General features: G+C 68.8%; 16 protein-coding genes. 12 read left to right on the forward strand and 4 right to left on the reverse strand.

The window, feature by feature from the left end:
* Positions 1-132: 132 nt before the first annotated feature.
* Both L3V18_RS03035 and L3V18_RS03040 read left to right on the forward strand, forming a co-directional pair.
* Positions 133-1236: a Glu/Leu/Phe/Val dehydrogenase dimerization domain-containing protein gene (locus L3V18_RS03035; RefSeq protein ID WP_237053118.1), complete on the forward strand. Its 1104-nt coding sequence runs from the start codon at positions 133-135 to the stop codon at positions 1234-1236.
* 174 nt (positions 1237-1410) lie between these two features.
* Positions 1411-2568 carry an isovaleryl-CoA dehydrogenase gene (locus tag L3V18_RS03040; RefSeq protein ID WP_237053119.1) on the forward strand — a complete coding sequence of 386 codons (1158 nt, stop codon included), beginning with the start codon at positions 1411-1413 and terminating at the stop codon, positions 2566-2568.
* A 39-nt stretch (positions 2569-2607) separates the two neighbouring features.
* On the opposite strand, the gene L3V18_RS03045 is transcribed toward L3V18_RS03040, so the two are convergent.
* Positions 2608-3579, reverse strand: a complete 972-nt coding sequence (locus tag L3V18_RS03045) for a helix-turn-helix domain-containing protein (protein ID WP_237053120.1) — start codon at positions 3577-3579, stop codon at positions 2608-2610.
* 147 nt (positions 3580-3726) lie between these two features.
* On the opposite strand from L3V18_RS03045, the gene L3V18_RS03050 reads away from it, so the two are divergent.
* From L3V18_RS03050 to L3V18_RS03090, 9 genes are all read left to right on the forward strand, one after another.
* Positions 3727-4518 (forward strand): BNR-4 repeat-containing protein, encoded by a 792-nt coding sequence (locus tag L3V18_RS03050; RefSeq protein ID WP_255783620.1) that lies wholly within the window; start codon positions 3727-3729, stop codon positions 4516-4518.
* A gap of 172 nt (positions 4519-4690) precedes the next feature.
* On the forward strand, positions 4691-6955 hold the full coding sequence (locus L3V18_RS03055) for a TonB-dependent receptor (protein WP_237053122.1): 2265 nt from the start codon (positions 4691-4693) through the stop codon (positions 6953-6955).
* Between the two features lie 11 nt (positions 6956-6966).
* On the forward strand, positions 6967-7833 hold the full coding sequence (locus L3V18_RS03060) for an alpha/beta fold hydrolase (protein ID WP_237053123.1): 867 nt from the start codon (positions 6967-6969) through the stop codon (positions 7831-7833).
* Between the two features lie 165 nt (positions 7834-7998).
* Positions 7999-9174, forward strand: coding sequence for a thiolase family protein (locus L3V18_RS03065; protein WP_237053124.1), 1176 nt, complete (start codon positions 7999-8001; stop codon positions 9172-9174).
* A 185-nt stretch (positions 9175-9359) separates the two neighbouring features.
* Positions 9360-9716 (forward strand): hypothetical protein, encoded by a 357-nt coding sequence (locus L3V18_RS03070; RefSeq protein ID WP_237053125.1) that lies wholly within the window; start codon positions 9360-9362, stop codon positions 9714-9716.
* Between the two features lie 191 nt (positions 9717-9907).
* Positions 9908-10300 carry a hypothetical protein gene (locus L3V18_RS19205; protein WP_255783623.1) on the forward strand — a complete coding sequence of 131 codons (393 nt, stop codon included), beginning with the start codon at positions 9908-9910 and terminating at the stop codon, positions 10298-10300.
* Positions 10301-10495: 195 nt separating this feature from the next.
* Entirely contained in the window at positions 10496-12121 is a 1626-nt protein-coding gene (locus L3V18_RS03080) for a carboxyl transferase domain-containing protein (protein WP_237053126.1), read from the forward strand.
* Positions 12122-12345: 224 nt separating this feature from the next.
* Positions 12346-12891, forward strand: a complete 546-nt coding sequence (locus L3V18_RS03085) for a bactofilin family protein (protein WP_237053127.1) — start codon at positions 12346-12348, stop codon at positions 12889-12891.
* Positions 12888-13259, forward strand: a complete 372-nt coding sequence (locus tag L3V18_RS03090; RefSeq protein ID WP_237053128.1) for a hypothetical protein — start codon at positions 12888-12890, stop codon at positions 13257-13259. The genes L3V18_RS03085 and L3V18_RS03090 overlap by 4 nt, the downstream gene beginning before the upstream one ends.
* Before the next feature lie 128 nt (positions 13260-13387).
* Here L3V18_RS03090 and L3V18_RS03095 read toward each other — a convergent pair whose 3' ends face one another.
* Genes L3V18_RS03095 through L3V18_RS03105 form a run of 3 tightly spaced genes read right to left on the reverse strand, consistent with a single transcriptional unit; the run spans position 13388 to position 15743 of the window.
* The gene (locus L3V18_RS03095) at positions 13388-13633 is read right to left on the reverse strand and encodes a DUF6587 family protein (protein WP_425493455.1); all 246 of its coding nucleotides are present in this window, start codon (positions 13631-13633) and stop codon (positions 13388-13390) included.
* Complete coding sequence (gene feoB / locus L3V18_RS03100; RefSeq protein ID WP_237053129.1) at positions 13630-15498, reverse strand: ferrous iron transport protein B; 1869 nt, start codon at positions 15496-15498, stop codon at positions 13630-13632. The genes L3V18_RS03095 and feoB overlap by 4 nt, the downstream gene beginning before the upstream one ends.
* A complete protein-coding gene (locus tag L3V18_RS03105; protein ID WP_237053130.1) occupies positions 15495-15743 on the reverse strand; it encodes a FeoA family protein in 249 nt (82 codons plus the stop codon). Before L3V18_RS03105 ends, feoB begins: the two co-directional genes overlap by 4 nt.
* A 166-nt stretch (positions 15744-15909) precedes the next feature.
* On the opposite strand from L3V18_RS03105, the gene L3V18_RS03110 reads away from it, so the two are divergent.
* Positions 15910-16695 (forward strand): enoyl-CoA hydratase-related protein, encoded by a 786-nt coding sequence (locus L3V18_RS03110; protein ID WP_237053131.1) that lies wholly within the window; start codon positions 15910-15912, stop codon positions 16693-16695.

A 16695-nucleotide genomic window follows, 5' to 3' on the forward strand; every position in this document is an offset into this window, starting at 1 on the left:
GCCACCCCACCACCGCCGCGCAGACGCAGGACCCGGATCCGATCCGGCACCACTCCCCAAAAAAGAACTGTCGGCGAGATGCCTCGCGTCCCATGCACTGGTGCATCGGGCCTCGCCGACGCGGAGCACCCGATGATTTTCGAAACACTCGAAAGCTACGGCCACGAGCAGGTCGTGTTTTGCCACAACCCGGATGCGGGCCTGAAGGCCATCATCGCGATCCACAACACGGTGCTGGGTCCGGCCCTGGGTGGCACCCGCATGTGGCCGTACAAGACCGAGCAGGAAGCGCTCAACGACGTGCTCCGCCTGTCGCGCGGCATGACCTACAAGAACGCGGTCGCCGGGCTCGACATCGGCGGCGGCAAGGCCGTGATCATCGGCGACCCCAGCAAGGACAAGTCCGAGGCGCTGTTCCGCGCGTTCGGCCGCTTCGTCGACTCGCTCGGCGGCCGCTACATCACCGCCGAGGATGTCGGCATCGACGTCAACGACATGGAATACGTGTATCGCGAGACCGAGTACGTGACCGGCGTGCACCAGGTCCACGGCGGCTCCGGCGACCCGTCGCCGTTCACCGCCTACGGCACCCTGCAGGGCCTGATGGCCGCGCTGAACAAGCGCTTCGGCGACGAGGAAGTCGGCAAGTACAGCTATGCCGTGCAGGGCCTGGGCCACGTCGGCATGGAATTCGTGAAGCTGCTCAAGGAGCGCGGCGCGAAGATCTTCGTCACCGACATCAACCAGGGCCTGGTCGACAAGGCGGTGTCCGAGTACGGCGCCGAGGCGGTCGGCCTGGACGACATCTACGACGTCAACGCCGACGTCTACTCGCCGTGCGCGCTGGGCGGCACCGTCAACGAGCAGACCCTGCCCCGCCTGAAGGCGAAGGTGATCTGCGGCGCGGCCAACAACCAGCTGGCCAACAACGCGATCGGCGACGAGGTGGCCAAGCGCGGCATCCTGTACGCGCCGGACTACGCGGTGAACGCCGGCGGCGTGATGAACGTGGCGCTGGAGATCACCGGCTACAACCGCGAGCGCGCGATGCGGATGATGCGGACGATCTACCACAACCTCGGCCGCATCTTCGAGATCGCCGAGCGCGACAGCATCCCGACCTACAAGGCCGCCGACCGCATGGCCGAGGAGCGCATCGACATCATGGGCAAGCTGAAGCTGCCGATGGGCCGCACCACCCCGCGCTTCCAGGGACGCATCCGCGGCGGGCATTGATCTGGGCCTTGTCCAGATCAATCCAAGGTTTGCAATGCAAACCCTGGGCCCGCTGCAGTGCATCCGAATCCCCCGCCGCTGCCGCGGCCGCCCCCCTTCAGCAAAGGGGGGCTCCGCCAATCGCCAGATAAAGACGGCGGTGCCCACACTTTCCACAGGGACTAGGTAGAAGCCATGCGTCCATTTCCATTAGGCGAAGAGATCGACGCGCTGCGCGAGGCGGTCCGTCGTTTCGCCGAGGCCGAGATCGCGCCGCGCGCCGAGACCATCGACCACGAGAACGTCTTCCCGCAGGACCTGTGGGCGAAGCTGGGCGAGATGGGCCTGCTGGGCATGACCGTGCCGGGCGAGTTCGGTGGCAGCGGGATGGGCTACCTCGCCCACCTGGTGGCGATGGAGGAGATTTCGCGTGCGTCCGGCTCGGTCGGCCTGAGCTACGGCGCGCATTCCAACCTTTGCGTCTCCAACCTGTTCGCCAACGGCACGCAGGCGCAGCGCGAGAAGTATCTGCCGAAGCTGTGCAGCGGCGAGTGGAAGGGCGCGCTGGCGATGAGCGAGCCCGGCGCCGGCTCCGACGTGGTCGGCTCGATGTCCTGCCGCGCGGAGCTGAAGGGCGACGTCTGGGTCGCCAACGGCAACAAGATGTGGATCACCAACGGTCCCGAGGCCGACGTGCTGATCGTCTACATGCGCACGGCCAGCCGCGAGCTCGGCTCCAAGTGCATGACCGCCTTCATCGTCGAGCGCGGCATGAAGGGGTTCTCGACCGCGCAGAAGCTCGACAAGCTCGGCATGCGCGGCTCGAACACCTGCGAGCTGGTGTTCGAGAACTGCGAGATCCCGGCCGGGAACGTGCTCGGCGAGGTCAACAACGGCGTCAAGGTGCTGATGAGCGGCCTCAACACCGAACGGCTGGTACTGAGCGGCGGTCCGCTGGGCCTGATGCAGGCAGCGCTCGACATCGCCCTGCCCTACGTTCGCGAGCGCCGCCAGTTCGGCCAGGCGATCGGCACGTTCGGGATCATGCAGGCGAAGATCGCCGACATGTACACCGCGCTGCAGTCGGCCCGCGCGTTCGCCTACCAGGTCGCGCGCGACTACGACGCCGGCCACAAGAGCCGCATCGATGCCGCCAGCTGCCTGCTGCATGCGTCCGACGCGGCGGTGCAGGTCGCGCTGGAGGCGATCCAGGCGCTCGGCGGCAACGGCTACATCAACGAGTACCCGACCGGCCGCATCCTGCGCGACGCGAAGCTGTACGCGATCGGCGCCGGCACGAACGAGATCCGCCGGATGCTGATCGGCCGCGAGCTGTTCAACGGCAACAGCTAGTCTGCTGTGGCCGGTCTTCCGGATGCCGGCTCTCGCCGGTTACCCGCCGCCGCGCAGCCGGCTGGGGGCGGCGCCGAAACGGACGCGGAATGCACGCGAGAAACTCGACAGTGAGCGGAAGCCGTTGCGATAGGCCACTTCCGACACCGGCAGGCTGGACAATGCCGGATTGACCAGCATCGCCTTCGCCTTCTGCAGGCGCAGTTCCTTCAGCCGTTCCATCACCGGCTGTCCGCTGTCATGGAAGAGCTTGTGCAGATAGCGTTCGGAGATGCCACAGCTCCGCGCGATGCCCTCGGCAGTCAGGCCTTCCATCGCATGATTCGCGGCGATGAAATCGAGCACACGGCGCTTGTGTGCGGCCACCAGCGAGCGGTCGTCACAACAAGTGCCGGGGGCTCCGCGCAGCATCAACGCGACCAGATCGCAGATCTGTCCTTCCAGCAGGCTTGCCTCGCCGGCGCCCAGGTGCTCGGCCACGCGATAGGCATGGCGGAGGTGGTGACCCAGCAGCTCAGCGCGTGGATTGCTGCCGTCGAGCTCGGCGGCATGGGCCGTGGGCAGGCTCGCCACCCGTTGCTTGAGTAGATGAGTGGGAATCTTCAGGTTGAAGGTTTCGTAGCGCCCCTGCGGCTGGATGTCGGCCGATACCGCACCGTGCAGAAAATAGATGCGGCCCGGCGTGATTTCGATGCTCTCTCTGTCGATGCGATTGCGTGATGCGCCTGCCATTGGCAGCGCCACCACATAACAGGGGTCGTCGAAGCGGCTGAGATTGCGTGGCGTACGCCGCAGTCGCAGTCCGTCGATCGCGAAATGGTTGTAGCGCAGTGCGCCCAGTGCACGGGTGCCAAGCCGGTCCAGCCGCCAGTCCTCGCGATGCGGCAGCATGTCGAGCTCGCCCCACTGGGGATCGGCGATGGTCTGCCAGGAGGGCACGCGCGCCACGTCGTACCGCGACGCCGGATAGGGCGCGACCGGAAGGCGCGGCCTGCTTGCAACGATGGACATCTTCACGCTCCGGGTCGGACATCGGACGCCCCGATCATAGGGACAATATCGCCCCACGCACGCTGCGCTGCGCCACCGGCGGCGCAGCTGCGGTCAAGCGAACGTGCGCCGACGGCGAAGCCGTACCCGGTTCGGCTGGCCATAACGATGCCATCGCGGAGTAGAAGCCCATGGGAGCCCGAACCTTCACGACTATCGCTGCCGTTCTGTTGCTGCCGGTCTCGCCCCTTCCGGCCCGATCCGTTCGGAGCTCGTGCCGGGCATGACCATCACGCCCGACGTCACCTACCCACTCTTTTTCACCAGCCCCAGGGCAAGCTCCAGTTCGTGTTCCAGCTGGGCGGTTCGGGCAGCGGCGACTGGCATTTCTACGAGTACGGCGCCACCGGCTGGAAATATGTCGGCATGCTCTTTTCCCGGCTGGGCAGCTACGCCGGCAAGGGCCGTCGGTGCGCCTATCCCAACCCGTTCCGCTACGACCGGAACGGCCGCCTGCACGTCACCTGGAGTTGGCGCGAGGACGGCACCGGCCTCAACGGCAACCATGACCTCGGTTACGCCTACGCCACCGCCCATACCGCGCTGACCAACGCGGCCAACAGCCACTCCGGTGGCACCATCGTCAGGACCGGCACGTTGCGCGCTCACGCCGACGGCATGCTCGGCGCGGGCGACGTGATCGTCGTCGACACCGCCACCCTGCAGCTCTCGCATGGCACCTCACACGACTACCTCGCGGACGACGCGATTCTGGTCGCCGATGCCACGGCCTCCGAGGACCTTGCGTTCACGGGCACCGGCACCGTAGGTGCGCTCTCGCTGAACGGTGGCGCCAGCTTCGTCGCCCCCGGCTCATGGGGCGCGCTCGGCTCCGATGCGGTCAATGCCTCCGCCCGCTTCGCCGGCACCGGTCTGCTGCGGGTCCTCGGGGGAGAGTAGACGACTTGCGCGGTGAACGGCCTCGGCCTGCGCCCGGCAGCCCCACCGCCCCTGGCATCCAGCGCAACGCCACGGGCTGTACGGCTGCGGTCAACCAGACGTGCGTCTACGGTGAAACGACGCACGGCCGAGCTGGCTATAACGGTGTCATTGCAACGTACTGGGAGATTGCATGCGCAAGAACTGTCTGGCGGCGGCCATCGGGGCCGGCCTGGCGATGTCGCCCGGCACCGCGGCGTGGGCGCAACAGGCCGGCGCGGATATGCCGGCAGCCAAGGTGCCGGCCGCGACCGAAGCGGCAACCACGCTCGATGCGCTCACCGTCACCGCGCGGCGCCGCGCCGAATCGGTGCAGGACGTGCCGGTCGCGGTCAGCGCGTTCGGCGCCGACCAGCTCGAGGACCTGCAGGCCGACAACCTGTCCGGACTGCAGGGCGCGGTGCCCAACCTCAACGTCGCCCAGGGCCGCGGCAGCGCCTCGTCGGCCAACGTGTTCATCCGCGGCATCGGCCAGCCCGACGCCCTGCCCAGTTTCGATCCGGGCGTGGGTATCTATGTCGACGACGTCTACTACTCCCGCATCCAGGGCGCGCTGTTCAACCTGTTCGATATCGAGCGCATCGAGGTGCTGCGCGGGCCACAGGGCACCCTGTACGGCAAGAACTCGACCGGTGGCGCGATCAAGCTGGTCACCCGCGAGCCGGGAGACAGCACGACCGGGATGGTCGAAGCGGCATTCGGCGACCACGGCCGTGCCGACTTCCGCGGGTACGCCGCGACGCCGCTGAGCGACACCGTCGGCGTCAGTGCCGCGCTGATTTCCAGCCATAACGACGGATACGTCCGCGACGACTCCGGCCGCCATTACAACGACGACAGCACCGGTGCCGGCCGCGTCAAGCTGTCGCTGCGTCCGGGCGATGCGTTCACCGCGACCCTCGCCGTCGACTACACCCGGCAGAACAACGCGCTGACGCTGGGCAATCCGGAAGCGCCGCTGTTCCGGGTCGACCTGGCCACCGGCGGCAGCGATCTGTTGTTCGTACCGTCATCGGGTGATTACGACTTCGTCAGCAACACCTCGATCGACGCCGGCCGCGGCCAGCACCTGGTCCACCAGGGCATCAGCGCGACGCTGTCCTACGCGCTCAACGAGGCCTGGCTGCTGAAGAGCATCAGTGCCTACCGCGACCTCGACCTGGCCTACTACATCGACATCGATGCCTCACCGTTCCGGCTGGGCGACACCTACGCGACGCTGGATCAGGACCAGCTCAGCCAGGAGCTGCAGCTGCAATACGACAACGGTCGCAACATCCGCGCCGTCTACGGCCTGTACTGGCTGCAGGAGGAATACGACGGTCACCAGGACGTGGTCAGCGACGACGTGCTGCGCTTCGGTCCGATGCCGGTCGCCTACCGCACCCTCAGCGACGACCGGCAGAAGGCGACCAGCAGCGCCGCGTTCGGCCAGGTGTCGTGGGAGTTCATACCGGGTTGGACGCTCGGCGCCGGCCTGCGCTACAGCCACGAACGCAAGGACTACCGGCGCGTCAACGCGGCGATCACCAGCCTGCCGCCGCTCGACAGCCGCTTCAGCTTCACCGGCAGCCGGAGCTGGACCGCCTGGACGCCCTCGCTGAGCCTGAGCAAGGCCTTCGGCGACAACGTGATGGCGTACGCGTCGGCCAACCGCGGTTTCAAGTCCGGCGGCTTCAACGGCCGCGCCAGCCGCGACGCCGAGACGCGCCCGTTCGATCCCGAATACGTATGGACCTACGAGCTGGGGCTGAAGTCGACCAGCCGCAACGGTCGCCTGCGCGGCAACATCACCGCGTTCCACAGCGACTATCGCGACTTCCAGGCGCGCGTGGCCGATGTGGCCGATCCCGGTTCGCCGGTTCCGAGCTTCGTGTTTCCGGTGCTCAACGCGGCGGAAATGAGTATCGACGGCGTCGAACTGGAAGGTACGGCGCTGCTGGGCGAAGGCACCCGGCTGTCGGCGCAGGTCGGCTGGATGGATGCACGCTATGAGTCGTTCGACGACCCGCGTACCGTGCTCGATCCGAATCTGGCGAACCTGCACGATCACGTCCCGTTCTCGCCACGCTGGACCGCGCAGCTGGCGCTCAGCCAGAGTTTCGGGCTCGGCAACGGCAGCACCCTCACGGTCGGCGGCGACGTCTCCTATCGCGACGACACCTGGCTGAGCGTCGACAACCGCGCGACGCTGCGGCAGCCGGCCTACACCCTGGTCGGCCTGTTCGCGAGCTGGGACTCGGCCGACTTGCGCTGGCAGTTGCGCGCCGGCGTACGCAACCTCACCGACGAGGTCTACAAGACCGACGCCCAGGAATTCTCCAGCGTCGCCAACGTGCAGACCGCCTACTACGGCTGGCCGCGCAACTACTCGGTCTCGCTGCGCTACAGCTTCTGACGGCAACGAAAATGGACACCATGACCCTCGACTACACCGAGCACCACTGCCGCGCCGCCGATGGGCTGACGCTGTACTGCCGCGACTACCCGGGGCCCAGGACGTCGCCGCCGATGGCCGTCGTGTGCCTGCCCGGACTGACCCGCAACTGCCGTGACTTCGAGGCCCTGGCGCGGCGACTGGCGGTGCGCTGGCGCGTGATCACCCCGGACCTGCGCGGCCGCGGCCGCTCGGACCGCGACCCCGACTGGAGCCACTACCAGCCGCAGGTCTACGCCACCGATGTGCTGGGACTGATCGACGCACTGCACCCCGGACCGGTGGCCCTGGTCGGTACCTCGTTGGGCGGGCTGGTCGGCATGCTGATCGCGGCGGCCCGGCCCGGGCGGCTGGCCGGACTGGTGCTGAACGACATCGGCCCCGAGGTCGCCCCCGAAGGCGTGGCGCGGATCCGCAGCTACGTCGGCCAGAACGCCGCCGTACGCGATTGGGACGAAGCTGTGGCGCAAACGCGGCTGAGCTACGGGGTGGCCTATCCCGATTTCGACGACGCGCAATGGCAGGCCTTCACCCGGCTCGGCTATCGCGAGGATGCGCAGGGCATCCCGCAACCGGATTACGACCCCGAGATCCGCCGCGCCGCGCAGGGCGACAGCGCCGCATTGTCATTGTGGCCGCTGTTCCCCGCGCTGGCGGCAACACCGATGCTGGTGGTGCGCGGCGAGCACTCCGACATCCTCGCGCCGGCGACGCTGGAGCGCATGCAGGCCGATCACCCGCGCCTGCAGTCGGTCACCATCGCACAGCGCGGGCATGCGCCGACCCTGGACGAGCCCGGCAGCGTGGAGGCCATCGAGTCGTTTCTTGCCGGTCTGTGATGCTTCGCTTTGCCTGCGGAGCGGTGCCGCGACCCGCGACCCGCGGCCCTGCAGACATGGGCGGGATCGGCCCGATTCGCCCGACGTTTGCCGCACTGCGGCATCGCGGCCCATAATCGAGAATTCCCGACCCCCACGGTCGTACCGTCTGTGCAGGAGTTCTCCATGAGCGACGTCGTCATCGTCGGTGCCAAGCGCACCGCCATCGGTTCCTTCCTCGGCCAGTTCACCGGCACGCCCACGCCGGTGCTCGGCAGCGCGGTCATCACCGGCGCGCTGGAGCAGGCCGGTGTCGCCGCCGACCAGGTCGACGAGGTGATCATGGGCTGCGTGCTGCCGGCCGGCCTCGGCCAGGCGCCGGCCCGCCAGGCCGCGCTCGGCGCCGGTCTGCCTGCCGCGGTCGGCTGCACCACGATCAACAAGGTCTGCGGCTCGGGCATGAAGGCGGTGATGTTCGGCCACGACCTGATCAAGGCCGGCTCGGCCAGCGTGATCGTCGCCGGCGGCATGGAGTCGATGACCAACGCGCCGCACCTGCTCAACGGCTCGCGCACCGGCATCCGCTACGGCAGCGCCGACTTCCTCGACCACATGGCGTGGGACGGCCTGACCAATCCGTACGACGGCAAGGCGATGGGCGTGTTCGGCGATGCCACCTGCGCCGAGTACGGCCTCGATCGCGAGGCGCTCGACGCGTACTCGGCCGAGAGCGCACGCCGTGCGCAGCAGGCGCAGGCCGAGGGCGTGTTCAAGGACGAGATCGTTCCGGTCACGGTCAAGACCCGCAAGGGCGAAGTCGTGGTCGACAGCGACGAGGAGCCGGCCAAGATCGACACCGGCAAGATTCCGACCCTGCGCGCCGCATTCGGCAAGGACGGCGTGCTGACCGCCGCATCCTCTTCGAAGATCTCCGACGGCGCCGCCGCGACCGTGCTGATGAGTGCCGACGAGGCGGGCAGGCGCGGCCTGAAGCCGATCGCGCGCATCGTTGCCCACGCCACCCATTCGCAGGCGCCGGAACGGTTCACCACCGCTCCGGTCAAGGCGATCGCCAACGTGCTCGAAAAGGCCGGCTGGCAGGTCGGGGACGTCGACGTGTTCGAGGTCAACGAGGCATTCGCCTGCGTGGCGATGGCGCCGATCAGGGATCTCGGCATCCCGCACGAGAAGTTGAACGTCCATGGCGGCGCACTCGCCCTGGGTCATCCGATCGGCGCCAGCGGCGCCCGCCTGATCGTCACCCTGCTCAACGCCCTGAAGGTCCGTGGCGGCAAGCGCGGCGTCGCATCGCTGTGCATCGGCGGCGGCGAAGCGACCGCGATCGCGATCGAACTGGCCTGACCGGCGGAGAACGGCAGGCGCGAAAAACGCCCTCCGTACCGTGGGTTACGGACACGGATAACCGCCTGTTAACATGCCCCGGTAAGATAGATGAACAAGCCGCTTGACACGCGTCACCGGCTTGTCATCATGTTATCGGCGCGCAGTTGCGCGTTGCCAAACCAAATCGACGAGGATTCCGAATCATGACCATGAACAAGGCGCTGCTCGCCCTGGCCCTGGGCTTTGCCCTGGCTGCATGCACCAATCAGCAGCAGGCTCAGGACGCTGCTGCCGACGCTTCCGAGGCTGCCACCGAAGCCGCCGACGCTGCCACCGCCGCTGCCGAAGCCGGCACCGACGCGGCTGCTGACGCTGCCCAGGCTGCTGCCGACGAGGCCGCTGCCGCTGCCGACGCCGCCGCCACCTCGGCCGACGCCGCTGTGGACGCGACCACCGACGCCGCCGCCGACGCGGCTGCCGAGATGGCCGAACAGGCTGCCGACACGGCCGAAGCCGCTGCCGACGATGCCGAGGCTGCTGCCGAAGAAGTCAAGCAGTAATCTGCCGCTTCAAGCTGTATCCGAAAGCCGCCGGCGCCTGCCGGCGGCTTTTTCCTTGAGGGAAGGCGGTCGGGCTTCCGGGTGGACCCGTTGACACGAGTCGAGGCCGGAAGGCCTCGCCATCTTCGCCTGCCCTCCACATTCCGCAGCCTAGGCTGCCCACCGTTCCACAGACAGATACCGGAGATCCCATGAACACCAAGCTGTATGTTGCCCTCATCGCTTCCGTGCTGGCTCTGACGGCTTGCCAGAACGAGACCTCCACCGCCCAGAACGCCGCGGCCGAAGCCGAAGCCGCCGCCGACGAGGCCGGCGCCGCTGCTGCCGACGCCGTCGACGCCGCCGGTACCGCCGTGGTCGAGGGCGCCGATGCCGCCGCCGCCGCGACCGGCGAGGCCGCTGCCGAAGCCGGCGCCGCAGTCGAAGGCGCCGCCGACGAGGCCGCGGCTGCGGCCGACGCCGCCGCTGCAGATGCCGCCGCCGCAGGCGCCGATGCCGCCGATGCGGTCGCCGACAAGGCGCAGGAAATCGCCGACAAGGCGCAGGCCGCCGCCGAGGAAGCCAAGGAAGACGCCGGCAACTGAGCCGCATCCGACCACGCGTTCCGCAAGGGCCCGCATTCGCGGGCCCTTGTTTTTTGGCCGGCGCGTCGGTGCAACGGGGCGAGCGCGTGGACGGCCCGCAAGCGGCGCTGCGCATGGTTTCGCCGGACGGCGGCGCGCTGGCCGCTCCGGGACCTTTGTGGTTTGATGCCGACCTCGTTCCCGATGCCGTTGCCCATGCCCGCGATCACTTCCCAGCTCGACCCGCGCTCGCAGGACTTCCAGGACAATGCGGCCTACCACCGCGCCCTGGTCGACGAGCTCGACGCCCGCCTCGCCCGCGCCGCGCTGGGCGGCGGCGACAAGGCGCGCGACAAGCACACCGAACGCGGCAAGCTGCTGGTCCGCGACCGCATCACCGCCCTGCTCGATCCCGGTTCGCCGTTCCTGGAGATCGCGCCGTTGGCCGCGGAAGGCATGTACGACGATGCCGCGCCGGCCGCCGGGATGGTCTGCGGGATCGGCCGGGTGATGGGTCAGGAGGTGGTGGTCGTCGCCAACGACGCGACCGTCAAGGGCGGCACCTATTTCCCGATGACGGTGAAGAAGCACCTTCGCGCGCAGGAGATCGCGCGCGAGAACAACCTGCCCTGCGTATACCTGGTCGACTCCGGCGGTGCGTTCCTGCCGCTGCAGGACGAGGTGTTCCCGGACAAGGAACACTTCGGCCGCATCTTCTACAACCAGGCGCGGCTGTCCGCCGAGAACATCCCGCAGGTGGCGGTGGTCATGGGCAGTTGCACCGCGGGCGGCGCCTACGTGCCGGCGATGTGCGACGAGTCGGTGATCGTGAAGGAACAGGGCACGATCTTCCTCGGCGGTCCGCCGCTGGTGAAGGCCGCCACCGGCGAGGTCGTGGATGCCGAGACCCTCGGCGGCGCCGACGTGCATACCAGCGTTTCCGGCGTCGCCGACCACTTCGCCGAGGACGATCGCCATGCGCTGCAGATCGCGCGCGACATCGTCGGCACCTTCAATCGCCGCAAGACCCTGCCGGTCGCAACGCGGCAGGCGGCCGAGCCGCTCTACCCCGCCGAGGAGCTGTACGGGATCGTGCCGAGGGATACCCGGCGCCCGTTCGACATCCGCGAGGTGATCGCGCGGGTCACCGACGGCAGCGAACTGCAGGAGTTCAAGGCGCGCTACGGCAAGACACTGGTCACCGGCTTCGCCCACATCCACGGTTACCCGGTCGGCATCGTCGCCAACAACGGCATCCTGTTCGCCGAGAGCGCGCTCAAGGGCGCGCACTTCATCGAGCTGTGCAACCAGCGCGGGATCCCGCTGGTGTTCCTGCAGAACATCACCGGCTTCATGGTCGGCAAGAAGTACGAGCAGGCGGGCATCGCCAAGGACGGGGCCAAGATGGTCACCGCGGTGGCCTGCTCGCACGTGCCCAGGTTCACGGTGGTGATCGGCGGCAGCTTCGGCGCCGGCAACTACGCGATGTGCGGCCGGGCCTATGGCGCCCGCTTTCTCTGGATGTGGCCGAACGCACGGATCAGCGTGATGGGCGGCGAGCAGGCGGCCAGCGTGCTGGCCACCGTGCGCCGCGACGGCATCGAGGCGCGCGGCGGCGAATGGAGCATGGAGGACGAAGAGACCTTCAAGACACCGATCCGCGAACAGTATGAAACCCAGGGCAGTCCGTGGTACGCGACCGCCCGGCTGTGGGACGACGGCATCATCGACCCGGCCGACACCCGTCGCGTGCTCGGCCTGGGCCTGTCGGCGAGCCTCAATGCGCCGATCGAGAGCGGCCCGGGCCGCGATGGCACCCGCTTCGGCGTGTTCCGGATGTAGCCGTCAGGCGGGACGTCGGCGCCGGGCCTGTCACGAAGGGGCGATCGCGTAGGGAGTCGTGCGGATCGATCGGCGGACAACTGAACAGGTGTCACCCAGGTTACCGTTGGCCGATTGTTGAGAGCGGTCACAGCGGACACCGGCCACCTGCGTGCTAGCCTCGGTTGTTGTCGATTTTTCCGCGGCTTGCGCCCCCCAAAGTCCCGCCAGAGGAGTCCCGCACGATGGCCATTTTCAACAGTCCCGCCTCCCCACAGAAGCGCGAGAACGCGCCGCCGCCGGAGACTCCGACGCCGCGCGCGGTCGAAACGCGCCCCGAGCCGTCGTTCGCCTCCCCGGCCACCGCACCCGCACCCGCGACCCAGCGCGCGCCGGCGAACCAGCTGAAGGAATCGGTGATCGCTTCCGACCTGACGATCGAGGGCAAGATCGAGGGCTCCGGGCACGTGCGCCTGGCCGGCAAGTTCAAGGGCGATGTCAACGTGCAGGGCGATCTGACGATCGAAGTCGGCGCCAAGCTCAACGGCGGGGTCAAGGCCCGCAAGGTGATCATTGCCGGTGAGCTGGAAGGCAACATCGATTCGGCCGAGCGTGTCGAACTGCTCGACAGCGGCGCGATGATCGGCGACATCAAGGCCGGCACCGTGACCGTCGCGGCCGGCTCCAAGATGCGCGGCCAGGTCGAATTCGGCTGGAGCGGCAAGGACGGCAAGTCGAACGGTTCCGGCAACGGCAAGGGTGCCGCCGGGGAGAACGGCGCCGGCGCATGAGCGCGCTCCGCCCAGGCACGCCTGGCGCGACGCGGACCTGCCCGCACTGCAAGACCACGATCCTCGAAAGCGCGAACGTCTGTCCCGCGTGCCAGCACCACCTGCGCTTCGATCCCGACGCGGTCGGGTCGAAGGCGCAGCGCACGGTGCCGCTGCGGGTGGAAGGCACGATCCGGCCGCAGCCGACCGACGGCGCGCTCGAATACACGATGGTGGTCTCGATCCGCAACGAGCGCGGCGAGGAGATCGATCGCCAGGTGATCGGCGTCGGCGCGCTCTACCCGGGCGAGGAACGCAGTTTCACGCTCGCGGTGGAGGCGTTCGAGGTCAAGGGTTACCGCGCCGGCAAGGGACGCAGCCGGCACTGAGCGGCCCGCGCGCACGGCCCCCAGCTCTGCCGCCCGCACGATGGGCGGCCATCAACAGAACCCATCGCGGCTTACGCCGCTGCTACAGGAGCGGCGTGACCCGCGATGGCCGTGGCCTGAAGGTCCGCTCAGTCCGCCGGTCCGCAACCGTCGCAACCTCCACAGGCGCCGGCGGCTCCCGTTGCGCGCGGGGCGATCCAGCGTCCCAGCGCGCGCATCCAGCCGGGCCGGCGCTCGCGTACCATCGGCACCGCGCATGCCACCCGCAGCCGGCGGGTGAACGCCGGCAACTGCCGGTTCAGCACGTAGGCCGCGCTGGCCACTACCGCCAACGCGATCAGCAGGTACTGCAGCAGCAGACCGGTCTCCATCATCCCGCCCCCAACGCCACCGCGACCTGGTAGGTCAGCATCGCGGCCAGATAGGCGAGGCCGAACAGGTAGCCGGCCGAGATCGCGACCTGCTTCCACGAGCCGGTCTCGCGCTTGATCGTCGCCAGGGTCGAGATGCACTGCGGCGCATAGATGAACCACACCAGCAGCGCCAGCGCGGTCGCCAGCGACCAGCCGTCGCTGATGACCGGTGTCAGCGCCTGGGTCGCCGCTTCGTCGTCGGCCGCCGACAGCGCATAGACCGTCGCCAGCGACGACACCGCGACTTCTCGCGCGGCCAGGCCCGGGATCAGCGCGATGCAGATCTGCCAGTTGAAGCCCAGCGGCGCGAACACCGCGGTCATCGCGTGGCCGATGCGGCCGGCGAAGCTGTAGTCGATCGCCGGACCGGTCGCCCCTTCCGGCGCGCCGGGGAAGCTGAGCAGGAACCACAGCAGGATGGTCAGCGACAGGATGATGCCGCCGACCCGGCGCAGGAAGATCCACGCCCGCTCCCACAGGCCGATCAGCAGGTCGCGCGGATGCGGGACGCGGTAGGACGGCAGCTCCAGCAGCAACGCATGCTCGCCCTTGTCGCGGCGCCACTTCTTCATCACCCACGACACCGCCAGCGCGCTGAAGATGCCGGCCATGTACAGCGCGAACAGCACCAGGCCCTGCAGGTTGAAGATGCCGACGTCCCGCTGCGGGATGAACGCGCCGATCAGCAACGCATAGACCGGCAGCCGAGCCGAACAGGTCATCAACGGCGCGACCATGATCGTCGCCAGGCGGTCGCGGGGGTCCTGGATCGAGCGCGTCGCCATGATGCCCGGGATCGCACAGGCGAAACTGGACAGCAGCGGGATGAACGAGCGCCCCGACAGCCCCGCCGACGCCATCAGCTTGTCGAGCAGGAACGCGGCGCGCGGCAGGTAGCCGGACTCTTCCAGCGCGAGGATGAACGCAAACAGGATCAGGATCTGCGGCAAGAACACGATCACGCCGCCGAGGCCGGCGATGATGCCGTCGGCAAGCAGGCTGGTCAGCGGCCCCTCCGGCAGGGTCGCGGTCACCCACTCTCCCAGCGCGCCGGTGCTGCCGTCGATCAGGTCCATCACCGGCGTAGCCCAGGCATAGACCGCCTGGAAGATCAGGAACATCACCGCCGCCAGTGCGGCCAGCCCGAATACCGGATGCAGCAGCCAGCGGTCCAGCGCGTCGTCGATCGCGGCCGTGCGGCGCGGCATGCCGACCGCGAGCGACAGCAGCCGCCGCGTCTCCGCGTGCAGGGCGTCGGGATCCTCGGCGGCGCCATCGGGCATCTGCCGTTTGGGCGGATGCAGTTCGCTTCCGAGCGTGTCGATCTTCGCCACCAGCTCGCGCGCCCCATGCCGCTGCACCGCGACGGTCGCCACCACCGGCACGCCCAGCTCGCGCTCCAGCGCCTGCAGGTCGACCTCGATCCCGCGCCGGCGCGCGGCATCCATCATGTTGACCGCCAGCACCATCGGCTTGCCCAGCGCGCGCACCTCCAGCGCGAAGCGCAGGTGCAGGCGCAGGTTGGTCGCATCGACCACGCAGACGATCACGTCCGGCGCGGCCTCGCCCGGATAGAAGCCGCGACAGAAGTCGCGGGTCACCGCCTCGTCGAGGCTGGCGGCATGGAAGCTGTAGGCGCCGGGCAGGTCGAGCACCGCGTAGTGGCGGCCGGACGGCGCACGCAGGCGGCCTTCCTTGCGCTCGACGGTGACGCCGGCGTAGTTGGCGACCTTCTGGCGGCTGCCGGTCAACTGGTTGAACAGCGCGGTCTTGCCACAGTTGGGGCTGCCGACCAGGGCCAGGCGCAGGGCGGGTGCCTCGCTCATGCCGTGCCTCCTTCGACCGCGACGCGCACGCGTGCGGCCTCGGCCCGGCGCAGCGCGAAGCGGGTGAAGCCCACCTGCACCAGCAAGGGTTCGGCAGTGAACGGACCGGCCGCCATCAGTTCGACGCGCTCACCTGCGACGAAGCCGAGTTCGCGCAGACGGCGGGCGATGGCATCGTTCGGAATCGCGTCCTCCACGCACTCGACGATGGCCGCAACGCGGCGCGGCAGTTCGGACAGCTTCAAGTCGCGCACCTGAGCAAATAGGAATTGTTCTCAATTCTAGCACCGACATGCCGCGATTAGCGCGTCCAGCAACGGCTCGCCCGTCCCCGGCACGCCCGGCGCAAGCGGCTTTCCGGCCTTGCCTTATCATCTGCCGGGTGTTCCGACCGACCCGGCAAAACTCCCGATGAGCTCTCCCCTGCTGACCCTGCGCGATGGCGCGGTCGCCCGCCTCCGGCTCAACCGGCCGGATCTGCACAATGCCTTCGACGCCAACCTGATCGCCGCGCTGACGGCGGCCTTGCTAGGGCTGGCCGATGAGGACGGCGTCCGCGTGGTGGTGCTGGAGGGCGAAGGCGCCTCGTTCTCCGCCGGTGCCGACCTGAACTGGATGCGTTCGATGGCCACCGCCAGCGAGGACGAGAACCGCGAGGATTCGCTCGCCCTGGCGCGGCTGATGCGCACCCTGGACGAGCTGCCGAAGCCGACCATCGCCCGCGTCCATGGCGCGGCGTTCGGCGGCGGGGTCGGCCTGGTCGCCTGCTGCGACATCGCGATCGGCGCCGAGGGGGCCCGGTTCGGTCTGACCGAGGCCCGGCTGGGCCTGCTGCCGGCGGTGATCTCGCCCTACGTGATCGCCGCGATCGGCCCGCGCCAGGCGCGTCGGCTGTTCGCGACCGCCGAGATCCTCGACGCCGACGAGGCCCGCCGGATCGGCCTGCTGCACCGGGTCGTCGCCGCCGAGGCGCTGGACGAGGCGGTCCAGCGGGAGATCGACCTGTTGCTCAAGGCCGGCCCGGTGGCCGCCGCGACCGCGAAGCGGCTGGTGCGCCAGGTCGTCGCCCATGGCGACCGCGACCGTCACGACCACGACAATGCCGCCCTGATCGCCCGCCTGCGGGTGTCGCCGGAAGGCCAGGAAGGCCTGACCGCCTTCCTCGACAAGCGCAAGCCGGAATGGATCGGAGGCTGA

Origin of the sequence: Marilutibacter chinensis (assembly GCF_021725675.1) — a bacterium.
GTDB classification, from domain to species: domain Bacteria; phylum Pseudomonadota; class Gammaproteobacteria; order Xanthomonadales; family Xanthomonadaceae; genus Marilutibacter; species Marilutibacter chinensis.